Below are 24,963 nucleotides of genomic sequence, written 5' to 3'. Positions count from 1 at the left end.
ACCCCCTTTCAAGAAAACTGTTTCAGAAATCGATAAATAATTACACTGCGCATAAGATTTTTATGGTTAAAGTCAATCGCATGTTCAGCCTTTGGTCCCTGTTTTGCAATATCTAAGCCCAACCGAAGTGCTTCTGGATTGACAAATACTAAGAGATCTATATCTTTTTTCATTTCTCTTACCTCATCCATAAATCTCTCCCAATGGGGTGTCATACGATACACCCAGTCGGCTCCCTGTACGCCGTATATATGTTGATTCAGTCGTACTTTATCAGGAAGAATATCTTCTGTTGCCCTACGAATAAGGGCTCGATCTAACCCGTCCTGCACATATTGCTCTTCTGGAATCGATAGGCAGAAGCGTATTACACGAAGATCATTACTGGGGTCACGTTTCCATACTCCGTATTGTAGTGAAAGTTTAGTAGAGATCGTGTTACTTGCATTCCAATGAAACAATTCTTTAAAATGAGAATTTCTCTGTTCAAATGGATCTGACATGGAAAACCATCCTGAAGAATTCATGCCATATCCTTGCAACTTCTCATAAACATGGGTACGATGGGCGAATTGAGGGTGAATTAAAACAGGTGGTGCAGCCTCTACTGCATTGTGTCTTTCAAGAACAGGAAAAGCTTGACGAGCGATGTAAGGTATTCTTCGTAACCGCATTCCTCCTGTGCGCTTACTGTATTGGTCTAGCTCCCGATATAACCTTACCCACTTTAATCTCTTTAAAAGTAACGCATAGTAATCGGTAGCGGAACCCCAAGATATAGATAGATTGCCTCGACCACCATTTAGTAATACACCTGCACCGTGAATGCTAGCCTGTTCAAACATCCCTTTCATCCAGAAAGAATTTTCAAAGAACTTATACGGCATCTCCATCGCAGTCAAAAAAGCATCTATTTCCGTATACGAATTTCTTCCTTTAAAATCTAAATACTGATCATTTATATTGCCTACAAATTGAACGGTTTCCTTCATGTATTCCTGTTCGTTTGGCATTAAGTAATATGGCGTAAAATCAGGAAAATCACTTGTTGGTATATAACTGAGGGTATGTAGCTGTTTATTTTGAGCACGCAACCCTCTGGCTGCGAATCCAACAATGGATCCGGAGTCCAGTCCGCCGCTCAACTGTGCACTTACTTCTTTATATGTACGCATTCGTGAATTTACAGCTTCTTGGAATATATCTCTAAATGCTTCTATGTATTCTTCATTTGATTTAAATTTAATAGATGTGTTCCGCTCTAACGTACAATACCTAGAGAATGAGACTTTTCCATTTTTAACTTTTATGCTATGTGAAGGTGGTACTTGTTGAATTCCAAGATACGGTGTAATAAACGAGTCTGCTACATCTACCATTCCTACGATTGCTAAAAATTCAGCGAGCCATTGTTCATTTAGTTTTTTTTCTATGTAAGGTAAACTGAATAACGGCTCAATTACCGTACAAAACGAAAATCGTTTTTCGTCATGATGAAAATATAATGTTCGTCCTCCTGAGAAATCTCTTGCTCCAAACAACTCTTGCGTTTGTTCATTCCAAATCATAAACGCAAAGTCACCTATTAAATAAGCGGGTAATTCTTCACCCCACTTTTCGTACGCTAATAAAATTAATTCACTGTCAGACATCAACTTTCTATGTTCGTAAGATACACCTATTCGATCAAATAATTCTTGTCTATTATCAATAATGGCATCCGCAGTAATAGCTAGCTTGCGACTACAATCATAATACGGCAAACGCTCTCCTCTTGATTCAGGTGTAATCCACTGCGCATGGCACCCTAAAAATATATGATTTTGCACCCAAACGTCTACTTGATCAGCAGGGTAACATTGAAGACTACTCATCATCCTCTTACAGTTATCTATAGCGACTGGTTCATTTGTAGTTTGATATATGCCCGCTATCGCACTCATGTTATCCTCCTGATATACAATAAATTTAACACCGTCGCGACATCTCTATTATCTAATGGCAAGCATAGTTGCTCGTATTTAAACAGATTAATCACATTAAAAAGAACACAAAAATTCTTTATAGAGAACACATCTAAAGATTATCATCTTGCGAATTACTTGTCAATTATCCGTATACTAGAAATATAAAATGTTTTTTTATATCATTACATAGATATTATGTATTGAAAGATAATTACAAGAGAGGATAGCAATCTAAAAATCATAGTATTGTATTCTAATCCATATCATTTATTGTTTGCGCTCTCAAACGTGATGGTCTCTTCCTAACTTGTCAACATATGTAATAGGATTTTTCTAAGAGTTAACTTTGTCTGTATTCTTTTCTGCTTTCCATTTGATATACCTCATTAATGCTTTGTATTCAAGCAATTGTTCTTTATCCACCGATAGTTCACGCAATTCTTCGATTAACTCTAACCACTCACTTTCAAGTTGCTGGGCATTTCCGTACATGCTTTTTGTTTCTAATATCGTTTCTAATGTTACATCCAGTACACCACATACCTTCTCAATAATATGTATAGAGGGATTTTGTTTTAAATCCCTCTCCATTCCACTCAGATAAGACTTCGAAACACCCGCTTGATCCGCCAAATCTGAAAGGGTCAATCCTTTTTGTTCACGCAGTCTCCTAATGTTTTTTCCAATCATGACGTTACCTACTCCTATCCTTCATTTTGTTCTTCCCTATTACTTAACACTATTAGCTATTAGCTTATTATAATGAGGTTTTACTGGATGAATACTATCATATATGTTACGTATATACACAGATAACAGATGGAACATCACATATGTGCGTGAGAGGACAAAGAAACACCTTAATATAGATGATTAGTGATGTTCTTTCTTTGCACCATAGAAAGAGAGGATTTCTTAATGAAAAAAATGTTGAACTTTTATCATACATATATGTACAGCTATTATTTTGCTTTATATCGAGATTGCAACGACTCCCATATTAAGAAAAAATGTTTGTTAGCATGAAGTATCAAAAAAGTCGCTGCAATTTCAATTAAGCACAGTCATCAAACTGGAACCGCAAGCACATGTAAAAGCGATGAAATTACGCGTTGTTGCTCCTCATCTAACATACCGGTTCCAGACGGCAAGCAAATTCCCGTACGAAATAAAGTTTCAGAGAAATCTCTATTTTCTTCATGTGTGTAATATGTACAACCTTTAAATACAGGTTGCATATGAAGCGGTTTCCATACGGGGCGCGCCTCAATGTTTTCTCTGTCTAAATATGTAATAATGTCAGAGACTGAGACCCCTGCGCGCTCTTCGTCCACTGTTATTACTGTGAGCCAGCGGTTAGAGTATGTTTCTTTCAACTCAGGCATAAATGTAACACTTGAGATGTCTGTTAACGCATCGGTGTATCTGTCAAAAATAGCGCGCTTTTTTTCAACCCGATCCTGAAGTACTTCTAGCTGCGCTCTCCCAATCCCAGCAAGAATATTGCTCATACGATAATTGTAGCCCATTTGGCTATGTTCATAGTGCACTGCTTCGTCCCTAGCCTGTGTAGATAAAAAACGAGCTTTCTGAATAGCTTCTGTATCATTGGAAATCAACATACCACCGCCAGAAGTCGTAATAATCTTATTACCATTGAAGGAATAGACACCAAATGCTCCAAATGTTCCGCTCGCCTTTCCCTTATAATAGGAACCCAATGACTCTGCGGCATCTTCAATGACTGGCACACCATATTGATTACATAGTTGCATAATTTCATCCATCTTTGCACTCTGTCCATATAAGTTCACAACAATGACAGCCTTAGGCATTTTTTCTTTTTCCTTAGCTTCTTGCAGAGCGCGAGAAAGCGCCTTGGGCGACATATTCCACGTATCAGGCTCTGAATCAATAAATACCGGCTCAGCATTCATATATCGAATGGGATTCGCACTAGCAACAAAGGTGAGGGTAGAACAAAAAACACTGTCTCCCTGCTGAACACCAAGTAGTTGTAGAGCCAAATGAATAGCTGCCGTTCCAGAACTTACCGCAGCCGCATCATTTACTCCCACCGTTTCAGCAATTGCTTTTTCAAACTCATCAACATTTGGACCAAGCGGAGCAATCCAATTTGTTTCAAATGCTTCTTGAATATACTTTTGCTCATTTCCGCTCATGTGAGGAGCAGATAGATATATTCTCTTTTTTTCTGCTTGTAGCATCTTCAAATCCCCCTAACCATTTTTGTTTTTATAATTGTTGCAGGCACACCTACCGCAGTTACATAAGAGGGCATATTGGTAACTACAACAGCGCCTGCGCCAATGGTCGTCCATTCTCCTACCAGCACATTTGGTAAAACCGTTGCATTTGCACCAATGTGCACGCCTTGTTTAATGCATACACCACCAGCTAGCACAGCTCCCGGAGAGATATGAGCAAAATCTTCAACAGCATTATCATGCTCGATCACAGCCCTTGTATTAATAATTGTATGTTCTCCTACAACTGCATCCGCGTTGATAACAGCCCCCGGCATAATAACTGTACCATATCCTATCTTTGCACTTGGGCTGATTACAGCTTGTTGATGCACAATAGTTGCGTACAAACTGCTTGGTAGCATTAACTTTTGCATAATTGTTTTTCTCGTTCCATTATCTCCAATCGCAATAACTAGCTTTGCATCCGGATGAACCAATAGTACTGCTTTAACAGCTGAAATTGGACCAAAGTACATACCGCTTGTAAAGTACAGCTCTTTGTAACGATCATCCAGGCAAGCAACAATTGTATGCTCTGCATTATGTGCAACATCTCGAATTACCTTGCTATGTCCCCCAGCCCCAATTAACACCAACTTCATCGCTCTCTCACATTCCCTTCGTTCCTGTAAAGCGTTCTACTGTGACATGTCCAACTTGGCTGATCCCTTCGGATTTTATAACTTTTTTTGCTGTAAGAAATAAAATTTTAAGATCTAGCCAGATGGATTGATTTTCGACATACCAAACGTCAAGTTCGAATTTTTCTTCCCATGATATGGCATTTCTTCCATTTACTTGTGCCCATCCTGTAATACCAGGACGAACATCATGACGACGAGCTTGCCTGTCCGTATAAAGTTCCATATACTCCATTAATAAAGGTCGTGGTCCTACTAAACTAATATCACCTTTTAAAACGTTGTAAAGTTGTGGCAGTTCATCTAAACTATATTTCCTGAGGAATTGGCCGAATGAAGTTAACCTTACAGCATCAGGAAGCAGGTTTCCTGCACTGTCTCGTTTATCTGTCATGGTTCGAAACTTGTAAAGATAGAATGGTTTACCGTACAGGCCAGGTCGCTCTTGTTTAAATATAATTGGGGAGCCTAACTTTGTTCGAACGAGTAAGGATACCACGCCAATAACAATAGAACCTAGAAACAGACCAATAATTGCAGCGGTGATGTCTAGACATCTTTTCATATGTATACACCTTCTTTTGTTCTTATTTCTCTGCTATAACAGCAAAATATACAGGAAGAATACCAACTATACAATGCTGTGCATCCTTACATATACTAACCTTTGAAAAACCGATTTCTTTCATTATCTTCACAACATTATTCTTCATTAAGAACGAACCCTGTTGAATAGATTGTTTTTTTCCTGGTAATAAAGTATACCAAGTTTGTGAATGAAATAACATTTTTCTATTAAATAGATAATCTAATATATATCCTGATCCATGCACAACTCCAAAAAACTTACCGTCTTTATCTAAAGTACGATAAATCTCTTTTAAAACTTGCTTTATATACAAATACTGTAAGGCAACACGACATATAACATAATCAACTGCATGATCATGTAAAGGTAAAACATGTGCATCCATACAATATGTTATTACATGGGGATAAGCAGTATTAACAAAGTCTATATAATCTTGGTTTTTATCTATAGCATAAATTGTTTCTGGTCCTAAAGAAGTTAGGTTATTAATAGTGGCACCAGCACCGCAGCAAAGATCTAATATTCGCTGTCTACCTATCCCTTCTTTCATAAGCAATTGATCAAATACGTTTTCTTCGTAACACTGTCGATAGTGCTCATAGCAAGCATACCCTAATTCTCTATAAAGAACAATCATGTCCGATGATAATATTCGTAAATTTTTTAATGTTTTTACTGTTTCTGGTGAAGGTGCACTTAATGACTGATAATGTACACCTATTTCTTTGCAATAATAGTATGCGACTCCCTTTAATAATGTATGATCCGCTAAAATACGTTGATATAAATTCATTAGCATCTCCTTCATCATCCTAGCTAAAACTCTGTAAACCATTTAATATTGTTACTGTTTCGTAAAAATGCATCATAATAACTTCTCATAGTAGTAAACGGAAATGCAGAGAGAAGGTGTTCTAGCTTTTGATATGTACTATGTACACCATAGTACATCCTTACATTTTCCATAATGTTTGTGCTCCAATAACGTGGATGCCTCACATCCAATTCGTATGGATGGATGTAAAAAACAAATGGTATTTGACTGATATGATAAAGCATTCGCTTGTATATAAAATACGGATATAATCGAAAATATCCTCCACCACCTAAAGGAATAGTATAGGAACCTATCCTTCTAAAGGGTAACATAAATTCATAGAATTGATTCCGTATCTCTATAAAATGATTATTACTTATTATATGCATTTCTGGTTCATATGTTCGTCTCCACGTATTAAGTGCAATACTTGAATCATAAACGTACCCTTCTTGTTGTAATATATCAATAGCCCACGGTGTAATTGAAAAACATGGAGCTCGGTAACCTAACACCTGTTCGCCAATCAAATCCTCTAGTACTATTTTGGCGTTTCTAACATCTTTCCGAAATATATGCGGCTTTTGACGATAAACCAGTTCATGGGCATAGCCATGAGACGCAATTTCATGTCCGTGCTGATGAATACGTTTAATAAGTAAAGGAAGTTGCTTTGCTATCCATCCCAGCACAAAAAAAGTGCCTTTCTGTTGCGTTTTATCTAATAGATATAGCAGCTTTTCCACATTTCTTTCTACGCGTAGCTTATAATTCCCCCATTCCTCTATCTTAATTGTTCTACCGTTAGTAAACCAATCTTCTACATCTACTGTAAAGATAAATGGAGACGACGTATTTTCCATCTATCACACCCCCTTATAAAACAATACCTCATCACCCCTATATACTTATACAAAACATTGTAAACATGGATTGTCTATTGACGAGATTGTTTTTCAACACTATGAGAAAACCGTCACAAATGTGACGGTTTTCTGTTTACAATGTGGTATTGGCAATGAATCTTGTGCTCGCGCTAACATTTGAAGTAATATTATTGAAAACACAATTCGCAAAAGTTACCGTTTTTTCTTTTGTAAGCCAACGCAAATTGATTTTAGTGCTTTCTAAGTAACACTGTGCAATAATTGCAACTGCAGCAGTATCACTTTTTCCAATATTAACGTTTAGAAATGTGCTGTTAGTAGTAACAACATTTCCTTCAAAGTTGACACCAACGTTTTGAAACAAGACATCTTGTACCTGAACACGTCTAGTGTATTGTGGACTTGTAGAACCTAACGCTATATCTCCACCCATTCGACTCGATTTAGCTCTGATAAACTTACAATCACTTATATTACTGCACTCTATATTTGTAGCACCTTCAATAACAGTAAGACTTTCTACTGTTATTGGACGGCCTGCATAATTAGCAGGTGGCTTAATATCTACATCGTAATTTTTAACGTTAATGTTTTTTAGAATTGCACCTGTTACTAATAAACCAAATCCGACCGCTACTGCGTTATCATTTCGCCACTCTCTTTCTACAGTGACATTTGAGATATAACAGCGCCCATAATCAAAACGGCTAATATGAAAGCCCGGTTGACCAGCATCGCTAATGCTAACCGGCTTACCTCCAAGTGTCTCTGAAACTTGAAAACTTGTAGATGTTATATTGACCGTATAATATAATTTATCAACACTAATTCCTGCTGGTACTTTACCAACCCACTGCTCGAAACAAATTTTCGCACCGTTACCCATACCATGAGGTGTATTATAACTAAACGTACTTGTTGCAACATTTACTGTTGGTGGTCCAAAATAACCATATACACTCGATCCATAAAATACACCATTTTGTATTTGACAGTTCTGTACTACGGCGCCGCGTACATCCTGCATCTTAATATTTGCTTTATTACAGATTGCACCGTTTACGAAATTATCACCTTTAATTGTAAACTCACAGCCGATAAATGTGTTGTTAATATATTTAACATACCAGTTGTTCTGATATGAACTGACTCCCCCAACGTTAGAACCTTCAAATATATTATTTTCTACTGTAACATGAATACCGTCAGCATTGACGAAATGGCCACGAGCATTATTGAAGATATGGTTATTATAAATGTGAATTCTCGTGTTAAGTTCAAATCCTTCTCTATTTAATTCCGGCCTCCACGTAGGAATGTTACTTTCTGACCACATGGATTCAATATCAATACCAAACATTGGTGCAATTCCATCAACAGTAACACCATCATCCGCTTTACCAATAGAATGAATCTTATTATTAAACACATATACATCATTGGCGCTACAGAGTGAGATACCTTGACGGCGACAATGGTGCAATTCACAATTATGAATATATACATGTGCTCCCATCTGCTCTTGTGTATATTCTGCAGGGTTTAATTTATATTCCAACCACCCTGTTGAGATGGCATCACCTGTACAATTACTAATATTCACACGTTCAACCTCAATATAGCTTGACCCGAGAATTTCAATACCTTGTCCCCATTCATGGGTATAATTTTCACTATCTATTTTGGCATTAATTTGTGCAATTTGTACATCTGTTAATGGAGAGGATGTAATATCAATTGTAAAAATCATCTTATTTGCGGATTCAATAGGCGCAAACCAACCTCTTCCAGTTGAAGCACTAGGAGCAAACTGCCCATTTGTTCGTGTACCAACAAGCGTTGTCGAAGAAATAGTATCTTTGTATTGAAAAAAATTATAGTTTTTAGCTGTAATTCCTGAGATAGACCATAAGCGAAACGCACGAAGAATTCCTGGAGACGCATATCGATCAATCACTTCACTGCGAATAAAGTTAGGGTTATTATTTAATGTTCCATCCGCGTTCACACCACCACGCATAAACTTTACACGAAGTTCATATATGTGTGACTTTTTATCACCTATAATAGTACCTCCAGAAATCTTTGAATGTTTAATTCCTTTTACATCGAATATACGATACTTTGGTGATGAGGTTGCTTCTAATTGTAAGATACTATTATCATCCATTTCAAAATGCATATTACTCGGCATAACAATTCCAGAAAACGTTGTATCGTCTAGCTTAATACTATATGTTCCTGCTTGTAACTTCACATGTGTATACCCTTGTGCTTTTGCCCACATAATAGCATTATTTATTCCTTTTGTTGTTAAAGTAGATTCAGTCCCATTATTTTTAATGCCCCAACGATCTAATTCAATAATATAGGGCTTACCTCCACTAACAGTGGAAATAAAAGGCTTATCAGCTACCCATTTAGCTTGCGTGCTATTGTAAGTTAATACATCTCCGTCAATTGGAGAATTCGTAGTTAAGTCCACATTACTTAAATCTTCTAGATTAGGCATCCTGTATAACCACACCTTTCTTCTGTTTCTGTATATTATGATTAACAACAGAAAATAGTTTGGGTATATACTTCAGCTTTATAAAATTTACACATTGTACCATAAACATTTATAAAAGCTACAAAGAGTTGTTTATACATGTGCTAGGAATCATCTACTTATATACTAGATTTTATTCCTTTTTGACTCTTTAGCCTTTGTAGCCCTAAGCTTAAAAGTCCTACTAGAATCCCTCGTAGGTATTGAAATTCGTTTGTATTTTTAAAAATCACAACATACAATACATTCGGTACACATATACAAATCATACTTTGTAAGATAAGACCCCACCATCCACCTATCACTACTAGTTGGCTGCTCCAATATGTAAGTATAAATGCAGTAAGACCTACCATTGCATAATACACATATTTGGTAAAATGCGAAAAAATAGACATTTGGAATACATGTTTATAAACTAAATAAGGCGTCAACCAAAAGGGAATTACTAACGAGCTAACTAATGTACCAATAAAAACCCCTATTAGCCCTATTTGTTTGACTAATACAATTGATATAACTAAGTTAACAGCTGCTTGTACCAATGGGCCATATCGATCTGCGTAAAATACCCCCGCCGTTGTTTTTATCGTTGTAATAGCGTTTCTCATCCCTCTCTCATAAAAGGTAAGCATTAGTACAATAAGTATACTTTTACTAAGTAAAAACTTAGAGCCAATCCATAACCTGATAAAGGGATCGAGAATTATACATAATGAAATTGCAAAAAAGGAATAGAGCCAAAAATTAAGAAGCAAGTACACTTTATATACACTATAGACCTTTTCAGTGCTTTCTTTCGCCACTAAATTTCCTATACTGTGATACATGTTGTTAAAGATTTGATAGGTGAAATTACGACAAATCTCAATTAACATGTGATAATTTGAATATAAACCTACAGCTGCGACACTCACAAACGATGAGATAAGAATATTATCTGTTCCGACGATTAAATAGTTTCCTACATTTTGTAGCATAATTGCTTTAATATTTTTAATAATATTTGCCTTTGTTTCTTCATCTAACTTTTCTGTAACCTTCTTTCTTAAAAAAGGATACCTCTTGTTCACCAATTTTGCTAGAATAAGGCTCGTAGCAACTGTGATAACACTGTCAATTGCTAGATATAAAATATAATTCTTTGTAAAGTGTAAAATACCAATCTTCAGCCCTGTAGAAAGAATAGCTGATGCAGAATACATGATTGTAACGATATACCCCTTTTGACAAACGTTTAAAAAGGAATTTTTATGTAAATAAAAGTAAGGAACTACTGTATTAAATAAGAAAATGAGATAGATTACATGCACATTTTCAACGTTAGAATCTTTTATAAAATAATCAAGAAAAGGTAAAAGTGCTAAACCGAGTAAAAAGACCACTACAGCAATTACCAAATAGGCCCTTTTATAGAGCTGCATTAGTACACTGATCTTTTGTTGATCGTTCTCGGCAACAGGTTTGTATAAACTATACATAATACTTGCTCCAATGCCAGCTTCAGCAAGAGAAAGCATTGCTAATATATTAGTTAAAAGGCCGTTAATACCTAAGTATTCTACTCCTAAAGTGTAAATAAACACAGTTCTCGAGATAAAACTTAACGAAGTGATAATAATTTGATTTACAAGACCAGTAGAAATATTGATAAGAGAATGTTTAATTCGCATAGAAACGCCATCCACTCAACATGTTTTTAATTTTCACTAAGGTTACACTAGTAATCATTGTAAACAAAGAAATTTCCATATGTACTGCAGCTTGCTTAAGAGTCACTTCAGATCTAACAAAACTATAATATAGATTGTAATATGACATTTTTCCTTTCCAATTACAATTATGAAATTGTATTTGTTGCTTCAGATACCGCGCCGTTCCTTTCGGACTTTTTGCAAATGTTTGAATCATATTTTGTGTTAAACCATCCTCAAGATAGTTACATATGTAAATCGTTTCGTTAAACCAACGTATTTTATACCCTTCGTAGGCCATTTTTTCCCATACTGTTGCTTCACTAATAAAACGTTCTCCTTCATATTCAGGAAACTTATATTTCTTTAATACATGAGTATAAAACACTTCCGCTTTATCTCCCGTAATCTGAAACTGATTTCGCTCTAATGAAGTCGCATCTATATACTCTCCTGTAAAAGTAGTACCGATAACATCTATTTCGGTACGACCTCTATTCCCAGAAACACCGCAAAAGCCATCCTGATTTTCAATGGTATGGAACCAACTTGCTACTTTTTCGAGTGCGGTTGGTACCAAATAATCATCAGAGTCTACTATAAAGAACACTTCTCCATTTGCTAAGTCTATTGCCTTATTGATCGCTCGATGCTTTCCACCGTTTTCTACTTTATAATATCTTATCGGAAAAAGATTCTTTTCATGCGCCCACTCTGTAAACAACTCTTCCGTATTATCAATTGATCCATCATCAATCACTAACCACTCAAAATTATTATATGTTTGTTTTTGTAATGATTTATATAGATTTTCAACGATATAGCCCCTATTATAGGTTGGAGTAAATACTGTAATTTGCATATAGTGCACTCCCTTTTATTAATTCGCTATAAATATAAAACCATTAAATACCGGTTAAAGTTAAAAGAATATTTGATTAAACGTTAAATATTAAAGCTACCAACACGTAATTAACTTTTATTGTTGTCCATAGCACTTACTGCCCTTATACAGAATCCCTGTGCAAAAGGAAGTATACTAAAGAGCGTAGAATAAACCCCAATATCCTTTGTATCTCCTTGTGAAAAATCAACCGATCCACTTTTTCTTGTTACAGACATTAAATAATGGATAGCTTTCTTATATCCTTGTAAACACTCGACCGAGATATCCTCCAGCTCTGAAGCTGCTAAAAGGAGCCAAGCTAAAGTAGCGGTTGCAGAAGAGTCTGTCACAGATTCCGACCTAGTAACGATCCAATTCCATCCCCCATGCGCTTGTTGCCAACAAAGAGCAACTTTAGCAAACTCTCTTACATACGTCTTGAGCTCTGCTTTATCCATACGATCATGAGGTAATTCCTTCCAAGCATCTACTAACCCTATTGCATACCAACCCAATCCTCTTCCCCACCCGTACAAACCAAGCGGCGCTTCGCTTTTGATATGATACGCATGAGAAGGAATATGTAGTTTGGGATGCATACCGAAGGCGTTATATGCTCTAATCTGCCTTACTGCAAGGTCAACACACTCTAGTTTATCATAAGTTAAACCGTATTTTATTAAGAACGGACAAATAAAACCAATTGTATCTACGTATCGATAATCCTTCATAAAAGTTCGATAGGCAACTGTATCGTCTTCTCCTATATGCTTTTGAATCATCTCCCAGGTAGCATCAAATGCTTTCTTATACTTGTTCGTATCTAAAAAATCTAATTTCATTACCGCATATGCCAGAATAGCACCATCTACATAGACAGGCTCTTTCACCCAATTTCCATCTGTTGTGAATGTCTTGTTAAGATAGCTTTCAATGATATGTTTGTGCTTAGCATCTTGATGTGTTTTCACATACTCTCCTAGGCCCAGCAACAACGCCGCTTCTTGCCAATGCTGGATCGCAGCCTTTGTATAATTCCCCTTCAACATATCAATAACAATTAGTCTCGTATTATCTGTCACTGGGATCTTTGGTGTACGTAAAAGCCATTTGCTACCTTGCTCTATCATTTTTTTCTGCCAAGTACTCGTATTTTCATACCGACCAATATGAATACGAGAGAACCAATCCTTTAATTTTGGTACTACGTCTATTATAAAAATAATACATACAGTAATGAGTACTATGCTACTTATGATGCTCCAAACCATTTTTACCGCACCTTCCTACAATAACTTATCTCTCTATGATTTCATATAACTTTTGTACTTCTGCTTCAGTGCCCAGTTGTTCTTCACTAAGGTTATGTATAACTAACTTTCTCATCTCTTGATCTTGTATAAACTGTTCAATTTTCTCTGCTACATCATGTGCGTTCATATCTGCAATTAAGCCATTCTTTCCGTCATCAATGTGATCTTTCGCAGTTTCAAAATTTGTAATAACAATTGGCTTTTGTAAAATCTTAGCTTCATCAATAGAAATAGATTTTCCCTCGTATCTGGATGTCTGGATATATATATCAGCAGCTTTGATATAAGGATATGGATTTTCTTGTAGCCCCAATAGCTTAATATGATTATGTAAATCTCGAATTGCAATCTCGTTTTCTAAGTAACTCCTCATATTTCCTTCTCCAATAACATACCAGATGATGTGATACCCTTTCTTCACTAGCAAATCTACTGCCTGTAAAGAAAGTTCTAGTCCCTTTTCTTTCGCAAGTCTCCCTACCGAAACTAATGTAGTTCCTTTTGTCGCAGGTAGATTGATACGCTCCTTAGCCATATTTCGTATCATATCAACAGATACAACATTATGAATATAAGTGAATTTTTGATGTTGATTCGGGAATGCTTGCTGTAATAACCGAACTAAATCTTCTGATACAGTCACTATATGACCTAAGGTTTGAAAATAAAAACTTTCTCTTTTAAAATCAATTCCTAACTTATTATAATCGGTATGAATCCAACCAATTTTCTTCTTAGCTGTTACATTATCTACACAAAAATATATTGGGTTTTTCTCCTGAAAACCGATTGCTACATCATATTGTTTAGACGGTGTACCAACCGCTTTAGAGAGATACTTCCATAGCTTTTGCTCAACTACCGCACCATTGCGCTCTTTCTTTGAAAAATATCCTAACATAAGACGGTAAAACAAGATATCAAACTTTCGCTTCTTCAATAATGATGTTGCTGCATCCTTCACCGGCATATCAAAATACTGATAATGTTCAGGTTCTGGCAACAAATGAACTTCTCTTGGCAACTTTTTAAGAAATATTCCATCATGTTTAAATAAAAACAAGTCTACATTGTATTTGTTATAGTCAAAGCATTGTAATAAAGAAAGAAGGGCTTTTTCAGCCCCTCCACAAACTAAATTGTTCATTACAAACAATATATTTTTTTTCATTGTGTCACCTACTAGATAATATCGTACAGCTTTTGAATTTCTTCTTCCGTACCAAGCTTTTCCTTGGCTAAATTGTATGCAAGTTGCTGCCGAAGGGTCTTATCCATTAATTTCTCTATCCCTTGCGCAATTGCCTGAGGAGTCATGTCTACAATTAAACCGTTATGACCATCCATAATTTGATCCTTTGCTGTACTAAAATTCGTCACAAGAATAGGCTTTTGTAAAATTTTCGCCTCATCAATAGCGATAGATTTCCCTTCAAAGCGGGATGTTTGGGCATATATATCAGCTTGTTGTATATACGGATACGGATTGGCCTTTAGTCCCAAAAGTTTCACATGATTTTCTAACCCTTTATTTACAATTAGAGACGTTAATTTCTCTCTTTCTTCTCCCTCACCAATGATATTCCACTGTACATTGTAACCCTTATCCACTAGAATCTTGCATGCTTCTATTGCAAATTCCAATCCCTTTTGATAATGAAGTCTACCAATAGATAAAATTTTAATTTGCTCAGATTGAAACAAGTACGTATCAGCTAAATCTTTTTTCGCCATATTACATATTACTGTAGGAGATACGATATTATATATAACGCGAACTTTATCTTGAACGTCAGGAAAACAGTCGATTAAAATATTTGCACATTCCTCAGATACAGTAACAATATGATTTACTTTCTGGAAATAAGGTCTATCAAAAGTAGCATCCATGCCTAACTTATTATAATCGATATGGACCCAGCCAATAGTTTTATGGGCTTGTACCTTATCAATACAAAAATAGGTTGCTGTTTTTTCAAGAAATCCAATGGCTGCATCATATTTCCCTTCTAAAGTTGGTAACGCATCTGCCATGTACCTCCAGCTATACTGCTCACGAACTGAAACATTTTTCCCTAGTCTACTTTGCATAGAAAATAACACCCGTTTCCAAGCCAATGAAACATTTCCCTTACTTAAAAAGTTTCGTACCGATGAAATTAGTGGTAAAGTAAATGTTTGATAAGATTCGGGTAAAGGTATAATGCGTACTTCTTTTGGTACAAAATCAACAAATAGTCCTTCATGGTGAAACAGAAACAAATCTACCTCATACAAACTGAAATCAATTTGAGACAACAGGTTTACTAAACTTTTCTCTCCGCCCCCAGCAGTTAAACTTGGGATAACAAACAATATTTTTTTCTTCATATTCATCCCCAATCTAGTTCGCCAGCTCTTGTAAATACTCTACCGCTTTATACGACATTTTTTTAATATGCGGGATACTTTGCATAAGTGTTTGCGTGAGCTCCTCTTCCTCCCTTACCATCTCATCAAACTTTGCTTTTAACAGAGCACCATTGGAGATTTGTTCAATATTGAGAACTAGCTTTTCTTCTCCAAAGATATCTTTGGCAATTCCTTTAGATTTCACACTGTACCCAAGCACCATCGTTGGAACATAGTTTGAGTAAGCAGCAATTGTTGCATGTGTTCTGGCACCAATAAAAAATCGCATTCTTGCGATATAACCCTTATATTGAATGGCATTCAAGTTATCCGGTAACAAAATGACTCTGTTGGTATGCTTAAATTCCTGATAATATGCTTGCAGTACTTCATAATCATTATTACCTTCTTGTATTACATGCGGTGTAAGCGCAATTGTTGCCTCAGTTGTATCTAAAATGTGTTGCATCAACTCTCTTACCGCTTGTTGAGAACCTTGATTTTTTTTGTATACTAAAGGACTAAAGTTTAAACCAATTGTATTTCCTTCCTGCCAGCCATTGGGTAAAGGTAGTTCTTCCTTTTCCATTGTAAAAGCTACATCCGCGCAAAGTTGCACATTAGTAATACCTTTATTAATGAGCATATCACGTGTCAATGTTTCTCTGGCTAAGATTAAATCAAAGTTCTTTAAATCTTTTAACTTGCGTTCAGACATGTCCTCTTCTCCGATAGAACAACCCCATAAAACTAGCTTTTTCCCTAAAGATTTTGCCCTTTTATTCACCTCATACCAGCCAGGTTGCTCTCCATAACAGTAATTATCTCCACCAATTGATAGACAGATATCCATGTCTTTAATTGATTCAATAACTTTCCCATGAATTTTGCTTAGCGCGTAAGACTCATCTTTAAATAATTTTACCATGAATGAAGAAATAAACCATGGCACAGAATATTCTTGCAGTGGCTGAGCAGCACCATCATGGATGCCATCTAATTGCTTCAACAATTTATCAGTTTCTGGCTTATCTGATATTAGATGTACTTTTACATCTTCAATTTCCTTTTTCAATAAATCCGTTGATGAACGCACTATCGCTTCACAACCTCTATTTTCACTTCCGCCATGCATGAACATTACAATTTTCATAACTTTTCCTCCGGATCTATTTATTTCTATATCTACTATAGGCTGTAAGAACATATAAACCTAGTACAAGTTTCTTTCGTATCATTTGCAACAATAACTGCTCATATTTAGAGGATTGTTTACTCTCATGTCTGTTATATATAACAAGTGCTTTTATAACTTCTTCGTTATTAATCATCTTTGAAACGTATGAATATCGTCTCAAAAAACTCATATCTTTTGTTGGCGTAAAGTATATATGTGTATAAGATATTACACTCCTAATTAATTTATTAGCCTTTAACTCCTCTACTCTCTTATCCTCGCCTACTATAACATTATCATGATTATGTAAATATACTTCTAAAGCATTTTTAAAATAATCTTTTTGACTAATATTCCTTGTGGCACTTCCTTGTACTTCACGATAGTAATAGTAAGACTTTTGTACATATATTAATGATTTAGCCTTACTAAAGAAACGAAGATTAAACATTCCATCTTCACCTAAATCAATTCCGACTGGAAAACATATTTTATACTCTTCAATAACATTACGTTTATAGAGTTTATTCCAGACTTGATTTAAATCTTCATACTGCAATAAATAGGGGAGAATTTCCTTCTTTATAACACTCGCGTCAAGACATTTTTCCTGTTGAAATGGGTACGTTGTAATGACTGTACGACCTTCTATTTTGCTCTCAAAGTCCGACAAAACAGAATCACAATCACAATACTTTGCCTGCTTGTATAGTTTTGCAAACATATCCTTCTTTACATAATCATCAGCATCAACAAACCCAATATATTCCCCAGTAGCTACGTTCATTCCGTTGTTTCGTGCAACACTTACCCCTTGATTCTCTTGGTTTAACAAAATGATTCGAGCATCAAGTGCTTGATAGCTCTCAATAATTTCTTTGCTGTTGTCCTGTGAACCATCATTGACGAATATGAATTCACAATCATATAAGGTTTGCTGTAGTAACGACTCGATACATTCATTGAGATATGTAGCAGAATTATAAACAGGTATAATGACACTTACTTTAACCATGTTGCACCTCCCTACTTATCAAAAATGATTAATTAATCATGTCATACAGCTTATCTAATTCATAGCTATTACTATAATCTCTACTCTTCACATACTGACTTAGCTTCTCACGTAGCTCACTTTGTAAATATAGACTTTCAATTGCTTCAGCAAGCGCCTCTACATTACCCTCACATATCATTCCTTCTAATAGATGATTCAGCTGACTTTTAGCCGTAGGATAGTTTGTAATCAGAATCGGCTTTCCTAATATTTTTGCTTCTGTTACAGTTACAGCTTTTCCTTCATATCTAGATGGCTGGACGTAAAGATCACATACTTGTATGTATGGATATGGATTTAATTGCTTCCCAAGAAGAACAAAAGAATTCTCTAAGTTAGTACCATGAATCAATTGACGTAATGCTTTTTCTTCACCACCATAGCCAACAACATACCATTTGATATTCGTATAACCTTTATTATGAAGCAATCTCAGTGCTTGAATAGCGTTATCAAATCCCTTAGCATGAGAAAGCCTCCCAACAGATACTAAATAAAATTCCCCATTCTTTTGCAGCGGTAGCTCAACGTCCTCACAGGACATATCCTTTATAAATTGAGGAGAGGTAATATTCTCTATCACCATTACCTGTTCTATTAGCTCAGGGTACGCAGTTAAAAAAGCATTTTTACATTCTTCCGAAACCGCAACAATACAATCAAACTTTGACCACATTTCCAAGTCAATAGTACGTTGTACTTCTAAAGTGCTGTAATCGGTATGAATCCAAGCAATTTTCTTTTTCGCCTGTACTTTACTTGCTACAATATCATGGGGCCAAGCATAACTAATTGCAACATCGTATTCTTTTTGAAAGTACGGGAGAACCCTCATCGCATATTTTGATACCAGCTGCATTTCAACATAGCCCGATCCCTCATGAAACCCGTATTTGTGTGCTATCTTATTACCTATCAACTTACTGATTACTCTAATAGCAGGTATAATCAAATAACCATCCTGAATACTTTGCTTAATAGACTTTCGAAATGTCGTGTATGCCTCAACCTCTGGCAATACATTGACTTGTGCTGGAATCAATTTTATAAATTCTCCAACATGATGACAAATAAACAAATCAACGTGATACTGTTCATAATCAAACGTATGTAACATATTAATAAGACTTCGTTCTGCGCCGCCAATTTCCATATCATACATGGTAATTAGAATTCTTTTCTTCATTGCATCTCCCTTATTAGCTACTCTTTTCAGCATAATTAATATATATATTTTCCCGCTTATTAACGAAGAGTGTGTGAGCTGGCACATTGCCCTTTACTACACTTCCTGCAGCTATTACTGCGTGATCACCGATAACTGTATCTCTTAAAATAACAACATTAGAACCAATCCACACATGATTACCTATTTTCACTTCACCTTTTAATAAATGTTCCTCTGCAAAACCTTTATAATTGTGGTCGTGATCATTAATTGAGACATTAGGTGCTATTTTCGTATATGCGCCAATTGAAACCTTATGAATGCAGTTAATATTACAATTGTCATTAATAAAGGTTTTGTCTCCTATCTCTAATATTCCTTCACCGTCCATACGAATGCTAATGTTTTTTCTCATAAACACAAACTTACCAATTGTAATGCTCGAATGTTTATTAAATATCTCTAACTTACTATTTGTTTGCAAAAAGAATATGGAAGCTTTTATATTTTTAAAATATAAGAGTTTAAAAAAAGCACCCCGCATTGCTGCAACAAGATATGATATATTCATTAATAACGCAAAATATAATCCTCTATTTTTCCTCTCGTTATTTAACGTACATAGTACTTTTTGTATAATCATTACAATCGCTCCCTTAGTTTAGCGATATTGTCCCCACCTATGCATTTTGCCAGCACCTTCTTCATATTCCCCTTGATTCGAACTGTAAAGGGTAACCAACTCTTATAGAAATGATGCATTGCACATGTGTCTTCTGTCATAAGTGTTCGACAATTGATGTAATCATAAGGCGAAAAGAATGTCTGAGGATAAAAAACACCGATTTTTTCTATTTCTTGGTATGTTCCATCCAATCGTAACCCCTGTTTTTTTAAGATGTCACTCACAATAGCTACATTAGTAAGTTCATCATGACTTCCATCCTCTTTTAAGAACATTTTACTAGTATATGAATCTAAAAATCTTTTAATAAGAACATTTCCTTTTGCCGCACCAATCGTGCTTGTCGCAATATAATTTGCTTGCTCAAATCCCCAAAAGGAATCATGCATCAAAAATCGATCGAATGGCCGAAATACCTCTACATCCGTATCAAGATAAATTCCGCCATACTCATATAACGCATGAACTCTCACATAATCACTTACAAATGCAAATTTCCGGCATTCATACGCTTGTTGCACATATGAGTTACACGTTATATCAAAGTTATCTTCATTCCATTCCATAATTTTATAATCTTGTAAAACAGACTTCCATGAGGCTATGCACTTTTTTACTATTTCAGGTTTGTCACCGCGACCAAACCAACAGTAATGTATCACTTTTGGAATCTTGTTATTATCCATTGCTGCCCCTCCAAGATTTATGTTCTACTACAATGAGAAAAAATCACTCTTATAAACCATTCGTAATGCAATTACTTGCTCAAAAAAGTGATATAAAAAATAAAATAATAATATGCTGTAGTAGACCAATCGTTGATTATTTGATGCAAACAGTTTGACAACCCAGGATACTAAGATTAATTGATAAAGTCCAAAGTAAATTGTAAACCTAGCGAAAATCCAGTTTTGAGTTGCGACAATCATGAACATAAATCCTATAAGAGCCATATTTACAATATAATCACTTTTAGAAAACAACTCTCTTAACCTTTCTCTTCCTAAGAAAGCAATAAATAATGGGACTGCATCTACCATCACCCTGACAATGTTAGCGCCGCCTTCATTAAAGTTGCCGTATTCCCCATATTGCGTATCTCCTATTAAAGAAAAAAACAAATCAGAAAATTGATTAAATCCTATTACAATTAGCAAAGCAACCGATAACAAAAGAAATGTCATCTTAGTCCATGCTTTCGTACGAACAATAAAGTAAATGGGTATTAAAACTAGTGCACTCTGATGAATTGTAGAAGCAAACAGTATCACTAAAATGTATTTCTTCCAATTACCGCTCAATAGGTACTTTGTTGCAGCAAAAATAATAGCTGCTGCTAAAAACTGTCTTATACCGTTCATAGAAACTGTAAACAATCCGCTAGTAATATACACGTATAGACTAAGCTCCAGCATTCTAGAATACTTATACAACGTCATAACAATTAAAACATTTGTAATTAAAGCTGTAGTAAAAAGAAGAATTTGTGAATCTTTAGATATTTGTTGCAACAACATTTGCAACAAACCAAACCCCATATCTTTATTTGCTATGATATGTTCCCATGTAAACTCTGTATGTTCATATGTATGCATATAAAAAAAAGTATCACCAATGTTATTTCGTAAACCGGACACCAATACTAATGAAGACAAGGCAAATAATGAAAGTAGAATGTTTGGTTTAACAACATTGTGACCTACAAGTGCTGGTGCAGAAAAGTACCTGGCTAGGGAGGCAAACACGAATACAACTATTAAATTTAACCAAAGCATTGTCAATATAAAAACCTCCCTTCTTACTTTATTACGCCTTTTTCATAACCGTTTTTCGACTTGTATTTTGAATATATATGTATAATAATAAACCAATAGGTGTTGCTAGTACTGTACATACTTTACAAGGCGATTCTAATAAAAAGCGATAATTTTTACTAATTAAACTACTAGAGACATAGTGCGCACATTCTCGTAATCTATCTTTCCAGGTCGGTGCATACTGCATAGCCACTTTTCGAAAAAAGGAAAAGCCACGTGGATTCTTTTTATATTGATTAATAATATTCATGCTAGATCCATCTTCTAAATATTCTACATGACACAGTACTTCATTCATCAGTAATAAAGTATATTGCTGGTCAATTAAAATATATTTGTAACTAAGCGGACAGTATTTTTCGTTTTCAAATACGGGATACGGTGGTATTTGCTTTGTAATATCCGACCTGTAGACGAGTTTTTTGTCGCCCTTAACCCCATGAATGCTATATAGTCCCGACAAAGTAAAAGCCTTTATTTGATCGGGTAATTTTGTACCTATAATTCTTCCATCAGGCGTTGCATCTAAACCTACAATTCCTGCGTACCTGTCACTCTTATTACTTCCCCAAAAATAAACAATTTTTTCAACCGCATCATCTGGCATGTAGTCATCGGAGTCTATACAGACATTTAACTCTGTATCTATTAGTTGATAAGCTGTATTATGTGCACCATGCATGCCTTGATTTTCCTGGTAATGATATACAATAGGAATATGATTTTCATCTATCCACTTTTGTACTACACCCTTTGTATTGTCCGTAGAACCATCATCTATAATTAGCCATATAAAATCCTTACTTGTCTGACGCTTCAAACTTTCGTAGCATAGGTGTAATGTATAAGCTCGATTAAATGCAGGTGTAAAAACAGTTAATGTTGGCTTCATATATTCATTCCTCCATGTAAGTTTAACGTGAACTGTAATGACTTACATAATAGTCTGAGAGCCATTGAGACATGGTCGTTGTATCATATCCTGTCTCTTTCAAAGTACGAGCCGTCTCAAAACGATGTACAGGCATCGATAAAATATGTTGCGCCCATTTATCAGCACTCTCTTTTAAACTTTTGAATTGTACAATCCCGGTTACATTACTTTCTGTTGTAATATTATTTGAAACCACGCAAGGCAATCCCGCTGCCTGTGCTTCCACTAAAACAACCGGTAATCCCTCAAATAGTGAAGGAAACAGAAATAAATCAAACCCTTGTAAAAGATTTGCAATATCTTCTCGTACACCTAAAAACCTGACATGTTCTTCTAGACCCAAATTCCGTACCTTCTCCTGTATAGAGGGGCGTAACTCTCCGTCTCCAATCAACACAAGTAACACATTTTCATTTTTTTTATGTATAGCAGCAAAAATATCAATTAAAAATTCATGATTCTTCTGTCGATTGAATCTTCCCACATGGCCAATTACAAACTTTTCTTCTGCTTGTAATTCTGAGCGAATCTCTTCTCTTTTTAATGGATTATAACTAAATTGTGCTACATCAACGGCATTATTTAGTACTTGAATATGGGACACATGTTTCCCAAACAACCATGTACCGGCACGTTCTGAACAGGCGAAATATTGATTTGGTGCGCCTTTCATTACCATTCTTGCATATAAACGAAACGGAAGCTTGATATCAAACCCAAGATCACTCAAATGACTATGAGCAATACGACACTTAACACCGGCACGCTTTGCTGCTCGTAACACAAAACTACTATTCTCATTGTTATGAGCATGTACAATTTCATACTCGGTATGCTCTTTAAAAAATTCAGCTAACATTCGAAAATATTTACGATAATTACCAGGTTTGATAGCAGGCATACGATAAATTCTTCCGCCAAGACTTGTAATTTCTCTATCGTAATGCCCCTCTTCCGAACGATGAACCATAAAATCAAATTGAATTTTTCTACGATCTACTTTTCGATAGTAATTCATTAGCATCGTCTCCAATCCACCGCGGTTCATCACGGTTACCACTTGGAGAATTCGAATTGGCTTCAATTGTCTCACTCCTATCGTACTCTTATTCTGAGCCATTCAATCGTAATTAACATGGTGTAAAAGACTACGGAGAGTCTGTATTTCGCGCATCCATAAAAAAACTTCCAAATGATAGGAAGATAGCTTGTATCCAATTGTTTAAACGAACGCTGAATACGAGAATTTCGTAAGATGGCCCTAACTTCTAATAGTTTCTTTAAGGCTGTGGCGTTATTTGTTTTACTTATTGTATTTAACCCCAATCCTAAAACGTTTAAACTAATACGATTGTCTAATGCTTGATAATACTTTTCTTCCATGTTATGAGATTTTAAAATATCTTCCATCTTATCAAACAGTACAAACCAACGCTCAATCAACTTTGGCTTGTAGCCACTTGTGACAGATGTCTCATTTCCTTTCCAATAATGATAAAACGGAGTATTAATGAAAACAAATGTTTCGGCATTACAACTTACTTGTAAGTTGAATAACGTGTCTTCATTAGTTCCTATAATTTGCAAATCAGTAAATAAAACCCTTCCGTTCTTAATGCAGTTTGCTCGATACAACTTATTCCAAATAGTTCCCCAGGCATCTATCATGTCAGGTTGTCCTATTTCTTGATGTATAGGTCCAATCAATCTCCTCACAACATGCTGTTTTACTTCATTCCCTTGGTAAATCACAGGAGAAGGTAACCGAAAATCTTTGACTTTCGAATGTGTTTCGAATTCACGTACATATGTGCACATCACAATATCAGCATGGTGTGTAATCGCTTCACGATATAATGTTTCGTACATAGTATCGTCTATCCAATCATCGGGATCAACAAATCCAATGTACGGTGCTCGTGCTACTTGTAGTCCAGTGTTTCTAGCTGAAGAAACACCACCATTCTCTTTATCTATCACTTTTATACGTGTATCAAGTGCAGCATAGTGTTGTAAAAGTGATAAACTTCCATCAACTGATCCGTCATTTACTGCAATAATTTCAATATCTTGTAATGTCTGATTTAAGAGACTGTCCATGCATCTACTCAAGAAT

The 24,963-nt window shown here is 35.5% G+C and carries 22 protein-coding genes; all 22 read right to left on the bottom strand.

Features of this window, described 5'->3' with window-relative positions:
• Positions 1 to 8: 8 nt before the first annotated feature.
• Positions 9 to 1,943, bottom strand: coding sequence for an asparagine synthase-related protein (locus tag EEJ45_RS01040; RefSeq protein WP_124562926.1), 1,935 nt, complete (start codon positions 1,941 to 1,943; stop codon positions 9 to 11).
• A gap of 357 nt (positions 1,944 to 2,300) precedes the next feature.
• Entirely contained in the window at positions 2,301 to 2,657 is a 357-nt protein-coding gene (locus EEJ45_RS01035) for a helix-turn-helix domain-containing protein (RefSeq protein ID WP_124562925.1), read from the bottom strand.
• Between the two features lie 377 nt (positions 2,658 to 3,034).
• Complete coding sequence (locus tag EEJ45_RS01030; protein ID WP_124562924.1) at positions 3,035 to 4,195, bottom strand: aminotransferase class I/II-fold pyridoxal phosphate-dependent enzyme; 1,161 nt, start codon at positions 4,193 to 4,195, stop codon at positions 3,035 to 3,037.
• A gap of 2 nt (positions 4,196 to 4,197) precedes the next feature.
• Entirely contained in the window at positions 4,198 to 4,839 is a 642-nt protein-coding gene (locus EEJ45_RS01025; RefSeq protein ID WP_124562923.1) for an acetyltransferase, read from the bottom strand.
• Between the two features lie 7 nt (positions 4,840 to 4,846).
• Entirely contained in the window at positions 4,847 to 5,443 is a 597-nt protein-coding gene (locus tag EEJ45_RS01020; RefSeq protein WP_124562922.1) for a sugar transferase, read from the bottom strand.
• Between the two features lie 22 nt (positions 5,444 to 5,465).
• Positions 5,466 to 6,263 carry a class I SAM-dependent methyltransferase gene (locus tag EEJ45_RS01015; RefSeq protein WP_164464157.1) on the bottom strand — a complete coding sequence of 266 codons (798 nt, stop codon included), beginning with the start codon at positions 6,261 to 6,263 and terminating at the stop codon, positions 5,466 to 5,468.
• Between the two features lie 23 nt (positions 6,264 to 6,286).
• Positions 6,287 to 7,150, bottom strand: coding sequence for a DUF3473 domain-containing protein (locus tag EEJ45_RS01010; RefSeq protein ID WP_124562920.1), 864 nt, complete (start codon positions 7,148 to 7,150; stop codon positions 6,287 to 6,289).
• A gap of 136 nt (positions 7,151 to 7,286) precedes the next feature.
• Positions 7,287 to 9,461 carry a right-handed parallel beta-helix repeat-containing protein gene (locus EEJ45_RS01005; RefSeq protein ID WP_245999794.1) on the bottom strand — a complete coding sequence of 725 codons (2,175 nt, stop codon included), beginning with the start codon at positions 9,459 to 9,461 and terminating at the stop codon, positions 7,287 to 7,289.
• A gap of 383 nt (positions 9,462 to 9,844) precedes the next feature.
• Positions 9,845 to 11,398 carry a lipopolysaccharide biosynthesis protein gene (locus EEJ45_RS01000; RefSeq protein WP_124562918.1) on the bottom strand — a complete coding sequence of 518 codons (1,554 nt, stop codon included), beginning with the start codon at positions 11,396 to 11,398 and terminating at the stop codon, positions 9,845 to 9,847.
• A complete protein-coding gene (locus EEJ45_RS00995) occupies positions 11,388 to 12,281 on the bottom strand; it encodes a glycosyltransferase family 2 protein (protein ID WP_124562917.1) in 894 nt (297 codons plus the stop codon). Before EEJ45_RS00995 ends, EEJ45_RS01000 begins: the two co-directional genes overlap by 11 nt.
• Positions 12,282 to 12,391: 110 nt before the next feature.
• Positions 12,392 to 13,576, bottom strand: coding sequence for a glycoside hydrolase family 88 protein (locus tag EEJ45_RS00990; RefSeq protein ID WP_124562916.1), 1,185 nt, complete (start codon positions 13,574 to 13,576; stop codon positions 12,392 to 12,394).
• A gap of 25 nt (positions 13,577 to 13,601) precedes the next feature.
• Positions 13,602 to 14,789 carry a glycosyltransferase gene (locus tag EEJ45_RS00985; protein ID WP_124562915.1) on the bottom strand — a complete coding sequence of 396 codons (1,188 nt, stop codon included), beginning with the start codon at positions 14,787 to 14,789 and terminating at the stop codon, positions 13,602 to 13,604.
• Between the two features lie 11 nt (positions 14,790 to 14,800).
• Positions 14,801 to 15,988 carry a glycosyltransferase gene (locus tag EEJ45_RS00980; protein WP_124562914.1) on the bottom strand — a complete coding sequence of 396 codons (1,188 nt, stop codon included), beginning with the start codon at positions 15,986 to 15,988 and terminating at the stop codon, positions 14,801 to 14,803.
• 13 nt (positions 15,989 to 16,001) lie between these two features.
• Positions 16,002 to 17,162 (bottom strand): polysaccharide pyruvyl transferase family protein, encoded by a 1,161-nt coding sequence (locus EEJ45_RS00975; RefSeq protein WP_124562913.1) that lies wholly within the window; start codon positions 17,160 to 17,162, stop codon positions 16,002 to 16,004.
• A gap of 16 nt (positions 17,163 to 17,178) precedes the next feature.
• Positions 17,179 to 18,201 carry a glycosyltransferase family 2 protein gene (locus tag EEJ45_RS00970; RefSeq protein WP_124562912.1) on the bottom strand — a complete coding sequence of 341 codons (1,023 nt, stop codon included), beginning with the start codon at positions 18,199 to 18,201 and terminating at the stop codon, positions 17,179 to 17,181.
• Positions 18,202 to 18,229: 28 nt separating this feature from the next.
• Positions 18,230 to 19,429, bottom strand: a complete 1,200-nt coding sequence (locus EEJ45_RS00965) for a glycosyltransferase (RefSeq protein ID WP_124562911.1) — start codon at positions 19,427 to 19,429, stop codon at positions 18,230 to 18,232.
• Between the two features lie 13 nt (positions 19,430 to 19,442).
• Positions 19,443 to 20,054, bottom strand: a complete 612-nt coding sequence (locus tag EEJ45_RS00960; protein ID WP_245999792.1) for an acyltransferase — start codon at positions 20,052 to 20,054, stop codon at positions 19,443 to 19,445.
• Positions 20,054 to 20,782 carry a glycosyltransferase family 32 protein gene (locus EEJ45_RS00955; protein WP_124562910.1) on the bottom strand — a complete coding sequence of 243 codons (729 nt, stop codon included), beginning with the start codon at positions 20,780 to 20,782 and terminating at the stop codon, positions 20,054 to 20,056. The genes EEJ45_RS00960 and EEJ45_RS00955 overlap by 1 nt, the downstream gene beginning before the upstream one ends.
• A 27-nt stretch (positions 20,783 to 20,809) precedes the next feature.
• Positions 20,810 to 21,877 (bottom strand): EpsG family protein, encoded by a 1,068-nt coding sequence (locus EEJ45_RS00950; protein ID WP_124562909.1) that lies wholly within the window; start codon positions 21,875 to 21,877, stop codon positions 20,810 to 20,812.
• A gap of 25 nt (positions 21,878 to 21,902) precedes the next feature.
• Positions 21,903 to 22,805, bottom strand: a complete 903-nt coding sequence (locus EEJ45_RS00945) for a glycosyltransferase family 2 protein (RefSeq protein ID WP_124562908.1) — start codon at positions 22,803 to 22,805, stop codon at positions 21,903 to 21,905.
• A 22-nt stretch (positions 22,806 to 22,827) separates the two neighbouring features.
• Entirely contained in the window at positions 22,828 to 23,931 is a 1,104-nt protein-coding gene (locus EEJ45_RS00940) for a glycosyltransferase family 1 protein (RefSeq protein WP_124562907.1), read from the bottom strand.
• Positions 23,932 to 23,942: 11 nt separating this feature from the next.
• Entirely contained in the window at positions 23,943 to 24,959 is a 1,017-nt protein-coding gene (locus tag EEJ45_RS00935; protein WP_245999790.1) for a glycosyltransferase, read from the bottom strand.
• Between the last annotated feature and the right edge of the window lie 4 nt (positions 24,960 to 24,963).

It is taken from the genome of Ectobacillus antri (assembly GCF_003852715.1).
Lineage (GTDB): Bacteria > Bacillota > Bacilli > Bacillales > Bacillaceae_G > Ectobacillus > Ectobacillus antri.
The sequence above is the reverse complement of the archived record's forward strand: the minus strand, read 5'-3'. Positions and strand labels throughout refer to the sequence as shown.